Origin of the sequence: Methylorubrum rhodesianum (assembly GCF_014199985.1) — a bacterium.
GTDB classification, from domain to species: domain Bacteria; phylum Pseudomonadota; class Alphaproteobacteria; order Rhizobiales; family Beijerinckiaceae; genus Methylobacterium; species Methylobacterium rhodesianum.
Window position 1 is genome coordinate 85,895 of record NZ_JACHOS010000015.1, and the last position, 13,309, is coordinate 99,203.

Genomic DNA, 13,309 nt, shown 5'->3' on the forward strand with positions numbered 1-13,309 from the left:
CCGCGCCGTCAGCCCTGGCGGGCCGGGGTCGTCACGACGAGGCCGTCGAGTTCGGGCGTCACGCGGATCTGGCAGCACAGGCGCGAGGTGGCGCGCACGTCCGAGGCGAAATCGAGCATGTCCTGCTCCATCGGCTCGGCCGGCCCGACCTTCTCGGCCCAGGCCTCGTCGACGTAGACATGGCAGGTGGCGCAGGCGCAGGCGCCGCCGCACTCGGCATCGATCCCCGGAACGTTGTTGCGGATCGCCGTCTCCATGACGGTCGAACCGACCTCACCATCGATCGTGCGGGCCGTGCCGGCGTGATCGACGAAGGTGATCTTGGGCATACCTTGCTCCGGGACGTGTCGGCGTCCGCCTGCGATCCTTCGAGGGGCGGCGTGGCGCCTGCTTGCGGGCGACGGAGTCAGAATGCAAGCGGGAAGCGGGTGCTTTTCCGTCGCGCCGGCCTCGATCCGGCGCATCCGCCCGCGGATCGACCGCGGCGATGCCCCGGTGATCCACTGCGGCGGCGAAGGGGGCCGCGCGGAACGGGGCCGCTACGCTTCCAGGCCGAAGGTCGCGAGCACGGTCAGCGTCTCGGCGGTGGCGACCTGCAGGGTCGAGAGATCCGCCCCTGCGCCGGAGCGGAAGCCGGCCTCGGCGGCGGCGCTCGCCTCCGCCATCCGCATCGCCCCGACGCCGAGGGCCGCGCCCTTGAGGGTGTGGGCGAGGTCGGCCCGCGCGCCGGCCGGGCGGTCCTCCTCCGCCAGCGCCGGCAGCAACCGCCGGCACTGGTCCTCGAACAGGCTCAGCACCTCCCGGGCGAGATCCGCATCGCCGAATGTCTGCGCATCGAGATGGGCGCGGTCGAGCAGAGGGGCGGGCTTTTTCTCGATGTCCACGTCCGGTCTCATCGTCTGGTTTGCAATCTGCGTTGGGGATTAAAACGGTCGCTCGATCCGCCCGGCCGCAGGGAATAGGCTCCGGCGCGACGACCTGCCTGTGGGCGGCGCGGGCTATCCACAGCGCAGGGCGGTGTGGGGCGTACCGGTTTATGCCAGCACGCGTCAGAACTTGAGGCACGTGCCGGATCACGGGACCCGGCTTGGTAACCATTCCGTTAAGGTTTCTTGGGTGCGCCGGGCCGATCGGGTATCGGGTGCGGGTTCCGAGGAACTAAGGTTCCGTGGGACGTCGGGTAAATCCGTCTCCGCTGCGGAGGGCGCGTGCTCCGCTGCGGACGGCGATGCGTACGAGGGTTGCATGGCCACCGAGAAGAAGCTGAAGGATCCGGCGGAGGCGGCACTCTCCGCGATCGAGCAGGCTTTGAATCTGGACATTCCGGCGCCGGGCGAGGCCGCCCGCGTCGAGCCCCGCCTGCCCGATGTCGGCGACGGCGATCCGCTCGCCGATCCCTTCTCCGAGGCCGGGGGACGCCGCACCCCGAACCTCGACATCGACCCCGCCGCCTCGGAGATTCCCCTGCCGGAGCGCGGCCGCTCGCGCCGCGAGGGCGGCCTGCTTCCGCCCGACCGCTCGCTGGTTGCCAACGACGACCGCCAGAACATCGGCATCCTGCAGCAGACGCTGCGGGTGCGGCCCTTGCGCAGGCCGTACCTCGTCGCGGCAATTGCCTCCTTCCTCTGGCTCAACGGCCTCGTGGCGCTCGCCTGGAACCAGTCCGGCGGCGACCTGAAGGCGTTCGTCACCGGGCTGACCGCGCTCCAGGCGGCCGTGGTGGCCACCGCCATCGCCGGGCCGATCGTGCTGTTCCTCATCACGGCGATGCTGGCGGTGCGCGCCCACGAGATGCGCCTCGTCGCCCGCGCCGTCGGCGAGGTGGCGATCCGGCTGGCCGAGCCCGAGAGCTTCTCGACGGACGCGGTGCTCACGATGTCGCAGACCGTGCGCCGCGAGGTCGCCGCCGTCGGTGACGGCGTGGAGCGGGCGCTCGCCCGGGCGGGCGAGCTCGAAACCCTGGTGCGCGGCGAGATCTCGACCCTGGAGCGGGCCTATTCCGACAACGAGATCCGCATCCGCAGCCTCGTCGATGAACTGATCGCCCAGCGCGAATCCATCGTCGGCAGCGCCGACCGGGTGCGCGGCGCGATCACCGGCTCACACGAGAACCTGTCGAGCGAACTCGAGGGCGCGGCCGAGCGCATCGTCGCGGCGATCAACGGCGCGGGCGAGCGCGTGACCGGGGCGCTCGACGCCCGCGGCGAGGCGATCACCACGGCGCTCGGCGAGGTCGGCGAGCGGGTCGTCGGTAATGTCTCGACCCGCGGCGACGACCTGATCCGCCAGCTCACCGCCACGAGCGAGGACGTGCGCGGCGGCCTCGAGGAGATCGGCACGAACCTGACCAGCGCGCTGCAGCAGCGCGCCGACGAGGTGACCCAGGCTTTCGAGCGCACCGGCGGGGCGCTGACCCGCACGCTCGCCGACAATGCCGGCGCCGTCGCCCAATCCCTGTCCGAGACCGGCACCGGCCTGATCGAGGCCCTCGACCGCCAGGGCGGCGCCGTGCGCGAGACCTTCGAGCGCTCGACCCGGGGTCTTGAAGAAGCGTTCCTGTCGCGCGGCACCGAGCTGACCGAGCGTTTCGCCCAAACGGGCGGCGCGATCACCGCCCGCTTCGTCGAGACCGGCGAGGGGCTGAGCCGGCACTTCGCCGCCACCGGCGCGGCGATCTCCGAGGACATCGCCGCCCGCGGCGCCTCGCTGCGCACCGAGATCGAGGCTGCCGGAACCGGCGTTTCCGAACTGATCGAGGGCCGCGGCCGCGACGCGCAGGCCGCGCTCGCGCTTGCCGCCGGCAGCGTCGCCGACGACTTCACCGCTCGCATCGACGGCGTGCGCGAGACGTTCCTCGCCTCTGCTGCCCGTGCCGCCGACACCATGGACGGCCGCGGCCGCGACCTCGCCGACCGCATCGAGGCGGCGACGACCCGCGTCGACGACGTCATCGCCGTCCAGGGCGGGGCGCTCGCCTCGAACCTCGATGCGGCGGGTGAGCGCATCGTCGGCCTGATGACCGATCGCGCGGCCCAGGCCGCCGCCACCGTCGAGCAGGCGCTCGCCGAACTCGGTTCCGCCTTCGCCGCGAACGCGTCCGGCACCGCCGAGAGCCTGCGCGAGACCGTCGCGCGGCTGGGCGAGGATCTCGATGCCCGCGCTGGCGCCGCCCATGACGGCATCCGCCGCAACACGGAGGCCGCGACCGCCTCCGTCGGCGCCAGCGTCGAGGGGCTGGAGCGCCGTCTGCGCGAGGCCGCCGAGACCGTGAGCGGCCTGCTGGCCGAACGCACCGCCGAGTCCACCGCACGGATGCTGCACACCGCCGAGGAAACCTCGGGCGCCGCGCAGGCGCAGTCCGCCGCCGTGGCCGCACGCTTCACCGAGGCTGCCGAGACCCTGCGCCGGGCCGCCGAAGAGGCTGCCGCCGCCGTCGAAGCCCGCTCGCACGACGTGGTCGGCCGGTTCCAGGCCGCCGCCGAGCGTGTCGGGGACGAATTGGGCAACCGCAGCGAGAGCGCCTCCCGCACGCTTCACGCGGCGATCCAGCGGATGGCCGACGAGCTCACCGCCCGCAGTGCCGAGGCGACCGGCGCGCTGGCGCTCGCCGCGGCCCATGCCGGCGGCGAGATCGGCAGCCGCACCGATCAGTCGATGCACGCGCTCCAGGATCTCCTGCGGCAGGTCGCCGACGAGATCGCCGTTCGCGGTTCCGAGGCGAGCGTGGCCCTGTCCCTGGCCGCGGCCCAGGCCGGCGGCGAGATCGGCAGCCGTGCCGACCAGTCGGCGCAGGGGCTGCGCGACCTCCTGACCCGTGTCCGCGAGGAGATCGACGGCCGCAGCGCCGAGGTCACGGACGCCCTGGCGCGGACCGCCGAGCGCGTCGGCGGCGAGGTCGGCACCCGCACCGAGGCGTCGCTGCGGAGCCTGCGCGATGCCCTCGACCGGATCGGCGAGGAGCTGTCCGCCCGCGGCGAGGCCGCCGTCCAGGCGCTGTCGCGCAGCGCGGAAGGGGTCGGCTCCGAGCTCGATGCCCGTCTGGGCGCCCTGGAGGAGGGCTTCGGCCGCCACGGCCGCGGCGCCGCCGCGCTCATCGCCAGCCAGTCCGACGAGGCCCAGGCCCGCCTCGAAGGCGCCGGACGCGAGGTGGCCCTCGCCATCGCCGGCCACGTGTCGCAGGTCGACGACGCGCTCCATCGGAGCCACGCCGCTTTCGTCGAGACCGCCGACAGCCGCGCCCGCGCGGTGGAGGAGGCACTGGGCAGCCGGCTCGCCGCCCTGCAGGAAACCATCGCCCGCGGCGACATCCTCGCCGATCGGATCGCCGGCAACGCCCGCGCGCTCGGCGACACGTTGGATTCGCGCCTCGCGGAGATCGACCGGATCATCGCCGTGCAGGGCAATGCGCTCGCCGATTCCCTGGCCGAGCGGGCCCGCCTCGCCAGCGAGACCGTCGAGTCGCGCATCGGTGAGATGGAATCCCTCTCGGCCCGGCGCGCCGCCGAGATCGGCGAGAGCTTCGCGGCCCTCGTCGGCGATGTCGACACGCGGCTGGGCGCCCGCGCCAACAGCCTCAACGAAACCCTCGTGCTGCGCACCTCCGAGATCGCCCACACCCTGGACGAGGCCAACCGCACCCTCATCGAGGCCCTCGACCGGCGTGCCGAAGGCACCGCGCAGGACATCGCCGAACGCGGCCGGTCCGTGGGCGACGTTCTCGCGGCCCGCGCCGCCGAGATCGCCGAGCGCCTCGAGGCGACGACGCAGGATCTGGCCCGTCGTCTCGACGAGGGCGCCGAGCGTCTCGATACCGGTGTGGTCGCGCGGCTCGACGCCCTGAACGGCACGCTCGATGAGCGCGCGCGCCATCTCGACGAGTCCTTCGGAATCCAGGCGCTCGAAGCGGTGCGCCTGATCGAGAGCCGCACCCGCACCATCGACGGCGAGTTGACCAACCGCATCCGCGACCTCGTCGCCCTGCTGGAGCGCCGCAGCGGCCTCGCGGTCGAAGCGGTCGGGGGCCATGTCGAGGCGATCGCTCGCCTGTTCGACGAGCGCGTCGAGAGCCTCAACCACCTGTTCGACGAGCGCGGCGGCGCGCTCGCCGCCGACCTCGACCAGCGCGGCCGCGCCACGGTCGAGGGGCTGGAGGGACGCCTCTCCGAGATCACCCAGGCCCTGGAACAGGGCGGCACGTCGCTCGGCGCCCTGCTCGACCGCCGCGGTACCGCCCTGCTCACCGCCCTGCGCGACCTCGTGGGGCAGGTCGATGGCGTTCTCGGCGAGGGCGCGGGCCGGGTCGGCCACGCTCTCGAGGCGCGGGCCGACGAGATCCGCACCCTGCTCGACAGCCGCGCGGACGATCTGCGCGGCCTGATGGAAGGCAGTGCGGGCCGGGTGCGCGGCGAGTTCGAGGCCGGCCTCGGCGCCATCGAGACGGCGCTCGAAGAGCGCCTGCGCACGGTGCGCGACCTGCTCGATGCCCGCAGCCATGAGATCCGCGACGCCCTCGACCACCGCACCGACGACCTGCGCGGCGTGATGGAGGGGGGCGCCGGGCAGGTGCGCGGCGCGCTCGATGCGAGCCTCGGCACCCTCGAGACCGTCCTGGAGGAGCGTCTGCGCACGGTGCGCGACCTGCTCGATGCCCGCAGCCACGAGATCCGCGACACCCTCGACAGCCGTACCGGCACCCTGCGCGGCCTCGTGGACGGCAGTGCCGGCCATGTCCGCGGCGAGTTCGAGGCCGGGCTCGACGCCCTGCGCGCGGCGCTGGAAGAGCCGGCCCGCACGGTGCAGGACCTGCTCGACAGCCGTGCTGGCGAGATCCGCGCCATGCTCGACGCCCGCAACGACGACCTGCGCACGACCCTGGACGAGCGGGCCCGCACGGTCGAGGAAATCCTCGACCACCGCACGGGCGAGCTCCGTGGGCTGCTCGACGGCCATGCCGGCCGCCTCGACGAGGGCTTCCAGGGCCGGATCCTGCCGCTCCAGGCGGCGCTGACCGAGGGGGCGCGTGCGTTCGTCGAGACGCTGGAGGGCGGCATCGGCCGCGCCGCCGGCGAGGTCGATGCCCGCACGCAGGGCCTCGCCTCCCTGTTCGACGAGCGCCTCGGCGTTCTCGGCACCCTTGTGGACGGACGCGGGCGAGAGGTCGCGCAGACCGTCGAGGCACGGACGCAGGAGCTGCGCGGCCTGTTCGAGGAGATCCACGCCCGCCTCGGCGCCCTCGTGGACGAGCGCTCGACGGCGCTCACCGGGCGCCTCGACAGCCAGACACAGGCGATGGCGGCCCTGTTCGACGAACGGATGCGCAGCCTCGACGGACTGGTCGAGAGCCGCGGCGGCGCCTTCGCGCAGGTCGTGGAGACGCAGACCGCTGCCCTGGCGCAGACGGTCGACAGCCGCAGCGAGGACTTCACCGCCCGCATCGACGCCCGCCTGCGCGCCTTCGCGACCGTCGTGGCGAGCCGCGCCAATGCGCTGGCCGACGCCTTCGACGAGCGCCAGGACGCCTACGCGGCCCTGATCGACGAGGGTCTGGCCCGGATGGTCGCGGCGCTCGACGAGCGGGCCCGCCAGCATGTGGCCCAGTTCGAGACCGTGGAGGAGCGCCAGAAGTCCGTCGCGGCCCTGGTCGAGGCCGGGACCGCTCGGATCGCGGCGGCCTTGGACGAGCGCGCCCGCCAGCAGGTGGCCCTCGCCGAGGCCTTCGACGGACAGCAGGGATCGTATGCGAACCTGATCGAGCAGGGCACGGCCCGCCTCGTCGCGGCCCTGGACGAGCGCACCCAGCGGCAGGCGGCCCTCACCGAGGCCTTCGAGGGGCAGCGGGACGCCTACGCCACCCTGATCGAGCAGGGCACCGCCCGGATGGTCTCCGCCCTCGAGGAGCGGGCGCGCCGCCACGCGGTGCTGGCCGAGGCGTTCGATCGTCAGAAGGAGGCCTACGCGGCCCTCATCGACGGCGGCACCGCCCGGATGGTCGCCGCGCTCGACGAGCGGGCCGAGCGGCAGGTGGCGCTGGCCGAGAGCTTCGACGAGCGCCGGACCGCCTACGCGGCGCTGGTCGAGGACGGCATCGCCCGGATGGGCCGGATGCTGGAGGAGCGCGCCCAGCGTCACGCCGCCGAGGTCCAGGCCCGCGCCACCGCGCTGGCCGAGACCATGGACGAGCGCAACGCGGCCCTGGCGCGGCTGATCGACGGACCGGCGGCGGCCCTGGCCGATGCCCTGGCCGAGCGCGAGCAGGCCCTCGATCGGCTCATCGACGACAAGGGGGCGCCGCTGGTGGAGGCTTTGCGCGAGCGCACCGACGCCATCGTCGTCCGCACCGTCGAGTCGGCCAAGGCTCTGCGCGCGGCCCTCGACGAGGGCGCGGCGGCCTCCGCCGAGACGGTGGGCGAGGCCCATGAGCGGGTCCGCCGCGACGTCGCCGGCTTCCTCACCCGGATCGAGAGCGCCAACGGCGCGCTGAAGGACCTCGTCGGCGGTGCCTCCCAGAACCTCGCGGCCGTGGAGCAGGGGCTCGCGGCCCGCGTCGAGCAGATCCAGTCGGCCCTCGACCGGGTCGCCGCCGACACGGCGCAGGCCTCCGACCGGGTCTCGACCCAGGTCGTGGCCCTGCGTGATGCCTCGCAGGGGGCCCTCGCTCAGGCCTCCGAGCTCGCCGAGACCCTGGATGCCCGCGGCCGAACCCTGGTCGAGCGCACCGGGACCCATGTCGGCGCACTCTCCGAGGCCGCCGGCACCCTGGAGGCGGTGGAGAGCCGTCTGGCCGAGAGCCTGTCGAGCCGGCAGGCGGTGATCGAGGCGGTGCTGTCCCGCCTGGAGGAGCGCAGCCAGGCCATCGAGGCCCAGACCGGCCGCTTCGGGAGCGTGATCGAGGAGACGCTGCGCGCGGCCGAGGCCCGTGCCCGCGAACTCAGCGAGAGCGTTGCCCGCGCGGCCCGCGAGGCGGGGACCGCCGTGGCGGGCGACTTCGCGCGTCTGCGCAGCGGTGCCGACGAGGAGAGCGCCCGCACCGCGACCGCTGTGAGCAGTGCCATCGAAGCGGCCTCGGCCAAGATGATGGAGAGCTTTGCCGCCGCCTCCGGTCAGTTCGGCGACTCCGTCGCGCGGATGAACGCCATGGCCGCGGAAATCCGCCGCGAACTCGATGCGACCCGCAACGACCTGCAACGCGGCGTCCTCGACCTGCCGCGCGAGACGCAGGACGCCACGAGCGAGATGCGTCGCGTGGTGGCCGAGCAGATCGACGCGCTGAACGAACTGGCTGCCCTCGTGGCCCGCTCGAATCGATCGGTCGACGTTGCCCAGCCGGCGGCGCAGGCCCGCGCCGCCGATCAGCGCCGCACGGCCGAGGCCGGCCGCGGCGCCTCCGCTCCCGTCGCCGCGCCGCAGCCGGCGCCGGCCCGCAACGCGGCGCCGACGGCGGCCCGGCCCCAGCCGCCGGCTTCCCCTGCCGCGCGTCCGGCGAACCCGACCGCCGCCCAGGGCGGGGGGCAGGGTGCGGTCCAAGGTTCGGTCCAAGGGTCGGCTCAAGGAGCGAGCCAAGGCGCGGTCCAGGGGCGGCCCGGCACCCGCGACAACCGCGGCTGGCTGTCCGATCTCCTGACCCGTGCCTCGATCGACGATGACGGCGCCGACGCGATCCCCGCCCCGGCCTCCGCACCGACGCCGGAAGCGAAGGGTCCGGTGGAGCGGATCTCGCTCGATGCGATCTCGACCGACATCGCCCGGATGGTGGACCATCGGGCGTCCGTCGAGTTCTGGCAGCGCTACCGCCGGGGCGATACCAACCTGTTCGACGGCCGTCTCTACACGGCGCAGGGACGCCAGACGTTCGAGCAGATCCAGCGCCGCTACCGGGCGGATGCGGAGTTCCGGCGCACGGTCGATCGCTACGTCGGCGAGTTCGAGCGTCTGCTCGGCGAGGTGACGAAGAACGACCGCGACACCAAGCGTGCGGACGCCTACCTCACCTCGGAAACGGGCAAGGTCTACACCATGCTCGCCCATGCCAGCGGCCGGTTCGACGAGGCGTGAGTCGCTGCTGCGGGGGCGGGTTCGGTGACGCCGAACCTGCCTCGTGATGCCATCGAACAGGCCGTTCGATGAAAAAGGCCCCCGTCGCACGCGAGCGACGGGGGCCTTTTTCGATGCGGTAAGGCCGTTTCAGGCGGGTGGCCCGTGCCGGATCACTCCATCACGGCGGCCTTCATGATGACCACCATCGTCGCCCGGCCCGGCCCGTCGCCGAGACAGCGGATGCTGTGGGGACGATCGCAACGGTAGCGCAGGGTCTCGCCGGCATTGGCCCGCTGCACCTCGCCGCCGACCTCGACCTCGAAGCTGCCCTCCAGCACCGAGAGCGACTCGACCGAGCCGCGCTGGTGCGCGTCGGATTCGAGCACCCCGCCGGGGTCGGCGCTGACGTCGTACCATTGCAGCCACTCGACGGTCTTGATCCAACCGATGATGGCGAGCCGCACCTTGCCGTCGTCGGAGACGAGCCGCGGGGTGTCGGCGCGGGAGAAGCGCTCGATGAAGGGCTCCTCGTCGGCGGTGGCCAGCACCCGCTCGATCGAGACGTCGAGCGCCTGGCTGAGGCGCCAGATCGTGGCGAGCGTCGGGTTGGTCTCGTTGCGCTCGATCTGGCTGATGATCGACTTCGCGACGCCCGACTGCTCGGCGAGTTCCGAGAGGGAGAGGTTGTAGGCCTTGCGCAGGCGCTGGATCGTCTTACCGAGTTGGCCCGAGAGCACCTGCGCACCGCTGGCGAGATCCTTCGGCCGTCCGCGCTCGAGGCTTGCCGCTATGTCCTGCATCACGTCGGTCCGCTGAGAGTGCCCGCCTCAAACATCCGCGCGCCGGCCTCACCCTCGCGGGCGGTCGGTTCACGAAGTCGTGGGCGGGTCACCGAAAGGCGTTCCGTTATCCGAACGAGCGTTTGATCTGTCAAACGCAAATCGGCAGCTGGCCGATTTCGTGCCGGCGGAGGGCTAGTGCCAGAGCGCGTAGAAGTGATGAAGAGGGCCGTGTCCATGGCCGACGGGCACCGTATCCGCGGCGCGGATCGCCGCCGTGACATAGGTCTTCGCCCCGCCCACCGCCTCGGCGAGGCCCTGGCCGCGGGCGAGCCCGGCCGCTACGGCCGCCGAGAGGGTGCAGCCGGTGCCGTGGCTGTTGCGGGTCTCGATGCGCGGTGCCGCGAATCGGCGCAGCGTTCCGTCCGCGGCGATGAGGTGATCGACGCTCTCCCGGCCCTCGCCGTGGCCGCCCTTGATCAGCACGGCCCGCGCCCCGCGCGCCAGCAAACGCCGGGCCTGGCCCACCGCCTCGTTCTCGTGTCCCGCCTCCGCCTCGTCGAGCAGGGTCGCAGCCTCCGGCAGGTTGGGGGTGACGACGGTCGCCAGCGGCATCAGCTCGCCGCGCAGGGTCTCGACCGCTTCCTGCGAGATCAGCCGGTCGCCGCTGGTGGCCACCATCACGGGATCGAGCACCACCGGGATGCCGGTGGCGTGCCGCCTCAGGCTTTCGGCCACCGCCCGGATGGTCTCGGGCCGCGAGAGCATACCGATCTTCACCGCACCCACCGCGAGATCGGCGAACACGGAGTCGATCTGCGCGGCGACGAAGTCGGCCGGCACATCGTGGATCGCCTGCACCCCGCGGGTGTTCTGCGCGGTGAGGGCGGTGACGACGCTGGCGCCGTAGACGCGCAGGGCTGCGAAGGTCTTGAGATCGGCCTGGATGCCGGCGCCCCCGCTCGAATCCGAGCCGGCGATGGTCAGGGCGATGGCGGTCATGGGCGTCTCCCGTCGTCGAGTCTTGTATTCGCCTCTTCTAGCGGGGACCGGCGTCCCCGCGCTGTCCGAGGGCCTCGTCGACCCGGGCGCGCAGATCTCGCGCCTTGGCCTCGGTCGCCCCGCCTTTGAACAGCGCACCGATCAGCGCCACCCCGTCGGCGCCCGCCCGGATCACGGAGGCCGCGTTGCTGGCATCGATCCCGGCGATCGCGCCGAGCGGAAGCGATTGGCCCCGGGCGAGCCGGGCGCGGAACACGATCCGCTGCAGCCCGTCGAGGCCGACCGGCGGGTCTGGATTGTCCTTGCTGGCGGTGGCGAAGACGCCGCCGATGCAGGCGTAGTCGATGGGAAGCCGGTAGAGTTCGTCGGCCTGGGCACCGGTCTTCACGGTCAGGCCGATGATGGCGCGCGGGCCGAGCAGCCGGCGCGCCTCCTCCGGGTGGAGATCCGATTGCCCGAGATGCACGCCCTCGACGCCGGCGGCGAGGGCGAGATCGACCCGATCGTTGACGAGCAGCGGCGCGCGGCCGGCGACCGCCGCATGGATCGCCCGGATCCGCGCGAGGGCGGCGCGGGCATCGGTCAGATCCTTGTCGCGGTACTGGAGCAGGGTGGCGCCGCCGGCTACGGCTTCCGCGGCCAGGGCGGCGAGCGCCGCTGCATCACCGCCCAGCACGCCGACATCGAGAATGCCGTAGAGGCGAAGATCCACCGTGATCCCCGCCGACGGACGGGACAAGCCGATCCCTGCGGCCGTCCCTGCACCGAGCCCTGCCCCGATGCTCATACCGATCCCCCGACCTGTCCGAGCATCTGCCGTCCGAGCGCCATGGCCGCTCCCTTCGTTGATCCTGCCCTTTCGTCTAGCAGGATCGGCCCGCCGCGGCGACCGTGGCTCGACTCGTCTGCGGATGAGGCCGTCGCGTCCGTTGACGGTGCCGGGGCCGATCCGGCAAGAGCGGAGCGGTGGATTGGAACCGCTTCCGCCGACGAGGAAGGCCCGAGGAGAGGGGCTCAAGGCCGACGAACGCATGAGCACGGCCGAACCGGGTGTGACCGCCGCCGTGGCGGACAAGGGGACGCGCAATGCCAGCGCCTCCTCGGTGGGGCTCGTCGCCGTGATCGTGGCGGCGACGGACGGGGAGCCGCGCGCGCTCACGGTGCAGGTTGCCGGGCAGGCTCCGGGGCGTGGGACCGCCCTGCCCGCCGGCCCGCTGGTGCCCGAGCACGCCACGCTGGAGCGGGGCCTTCGCGCCTGGGTCGAGCAGCAGACCCATCAGCGCCTCGGTTATGTCGAGCAGCTCTACACCTTCGGCGATCGCGACCGCGAGGGCGGCCAGCACGGCGTGCATCTGCTCTCGGTGGCCTATCTCGCCCTGGTGCGTGAGCTGCGCCCGGCCGGCCTCGCGGAGGCCGCCTGGCGCAACTGGTACCGCTACCTGCCCTGGGAAGACTTTCGCGAGGGACGCCCGCCGGCGCTCAGCGAGATCGAGCCGCGCCTGATGGCCTGGGTCGCCGCGGCCTCCGATCCGAAGCTCCGGCGCCTGCGCGAGGATCGGGTCGGGCTGAGCTTCGGGATCGGCGGCGCCTGGAACGAGGAGCGGGTGCTGGAGCGCTACGAGTTGCTGTTCGAGGCGGGTCTGATCCCCGAGGCCAAGGGGCAGACCGGCGCCGCCGTGCCCGATGATCTCGCCATCACCGGGCAACCGATGGCGCACGACCATCGCCGGGTGCTCGCCACCGCGATCGGTCGCCTGCGCGGCAAGATCAAGTATCGCCCGGTGGTGTTCGAGCTGATGCCGCCCGCCTTCACCCTGCTGCAGCTTCAGCGCACGGTGGAGGCGTTGTCGGGCACGCGGCTGCACAAGCAGAACTTCCGCCGCCTCGTGGCGCAGCAGGGACTCGTCGAGGAGACGGAGGCGCTCACCAGCGGCAATGCTGGGCGTCCGGCCCGGCTGGTGCGGTTCCGCCGCGAGGTTCTCCTGGAGCGCCCGGCGCCCGGCGTGCGGCTGACCCCGTCGCGACGGACGGTGTGAGGGGACCGGCGCGGGTGATCGTCGGTCCTGGGCAGGGCCGGCCGTCCTGCGGCACCGTGCTCAGCCCTGAAGGACGCGTCCGAACTGCTCCGGGCAGCCTGCGACGAGGGTAGGCGCCAGCGGCAGGTCGGCGCGGGTGCAGAGACTGAAGCCGTAATAGGGCGTCAGCAGATCCGGTTCGGGAACGCCGACCCAGAGACGGACCATCGGCCAATCCTCATCCACGCTGACGAGGAGCATCTGGCGGGACGGATCGAGCGCGGCCGCCTGCTCGCGAAACAGGATCTCGACCGACCGGATCTTCTCGGTCGCGATTCGCCTTTGTGCCCAGATCATCGGCAAGCGCCCTCCGACGGCGGGTTTGCCGACCGGATGGCGGTCTCTCAATCGGTCCTGGCGCAGGGCAGGTGCCACGGCGGACCGCGGATGAAGCGTCGACCGAAACCGTAGAGCGGTCCG

The 13,309-nt window shown here is 72.9% G+C and carries 8 protein-coding genes; 2 read left to right on the plus strand and 6 right to left on the minus strand.

Translation table 11 applies throughout. The features are described 5' to 3' along the window. Positions 1–8: 8 nt before the first annotated feature. Together HNR01_RS20585 and HNR01_RS20590 are read right to left on the minus strand one after the other, a co-directional pair. A complete protein-coding gene (locus HNR01_RS20585) occupies positions 9–329 on the minus strand; it encodes a 2Fe-2S iron-sulfur cluster-binding protein (protein WP_017483666.1) in 321 nt (106 codons plus the stop codon). 210 nt (positions 330–539) lie between these two features. Then, positions 540–884, minus strand: a complete 345-nt coding sequence (locus HNR01_RS20590) for an Hpt domain-containing protein (protein ID WP_017483665.1) — start codon at positions 882–884, stop codon at positions 540–542. A gap of 361 nt (positions 885–1,245) precedes the next feature. Between HNR01_RS20590 and HNR01_RS20595 the strand changes: the two genes are divergently transcribed. Beyond that, the gene (locus tag HNR01_RS20595) at positions 1,246–9,051 is read left to right on the plus strand and encodes an apolipoprotein A-IV repeat region-like domain-containing protein (protein ID WP_183669463.1); all 7,806 of its coding nucleotides are present in this window, start codon (positions 1,246–1,248) and stop codon (positions 9,049–9,051) included. A 152-nt stretch (positions 9,052–9,203) separates the two neighbouring features. Here HNR01_RS20595 and HNR01_RS20600 read toward each other — a convergent pair whose 3' ends face one another. The 3 genes from HNR01_RS20600 to thiE form a co-directional block, all read right to left on the minus strand. Continuing rightward, positions 9,204–9,833, minus strand: a complete 630-nt coding sequence (locus HNR01_RS20600) for a helix-turn-helix domain-containing protein (RefSeq protein WP_153874771.1) — start codon at positions 9,831–9,833, stop codon at positions 9,204–9,206. Positions 9,834–10,007: 174 nt separating this feature from the next. After that, positions 10,008–10,814, minus strand: a complete 807-nt coding sequence (gene thiD / locus HNR01_RS20605; RefSeq protein WP_153874770.1) for a bifunctional hydroxymethylpyrimidine kinase/phosphomethylpyrimidine kinase — start codon at positions 10,812–10,814, stop codon at positions 10,008–10,010. 37 nt (positions 10,815–10,851) lie between these two features. Next, positions 10,852–11,601, minus strand: coding sequence for a thiamine phosphate synthase (thiE, locus tag HNR01_RS20610; protein WP_153874769.1), 750 nt, complete (start codon positions 11,599–11,601; stop codon positions 10,852–10,854). Between the two features lie 142 nt (positions 11,602–11,743). On the opposite strand from thiE, the gene HNR01_RS20615 reads away from it, so the two are divergent. Further along, positions 11,744–12,850: an NUDIX hydrolase gene (locus HNR01_RS20615; protein WP_183669540.1), complete on the plus strand. Its 1,107-nt coding sequence runs from the start codon at positions 11,744–11,746 to the stop codon at positions 12,848–12,850. A 60-nt stretch (positions 12,851–12,910) separates the two neighbouring features. Here the strand turns inward: HNR01_RS20615 and HNR01_RS20620 are convergent, their stop codons facing one another. Beyond that, on the minus strand, positions 12,911–13,186 hold the full coding sequence (locus HNR01_RS20620; protein ID WP_017483659.1) for a hypothetical protein: 276 nt from the start codon (positions 13,184–13,186) through the stop codon (positions 12,911–12,913). Positions 13,187–13,309: the final 123 nt, after the last annotated feature.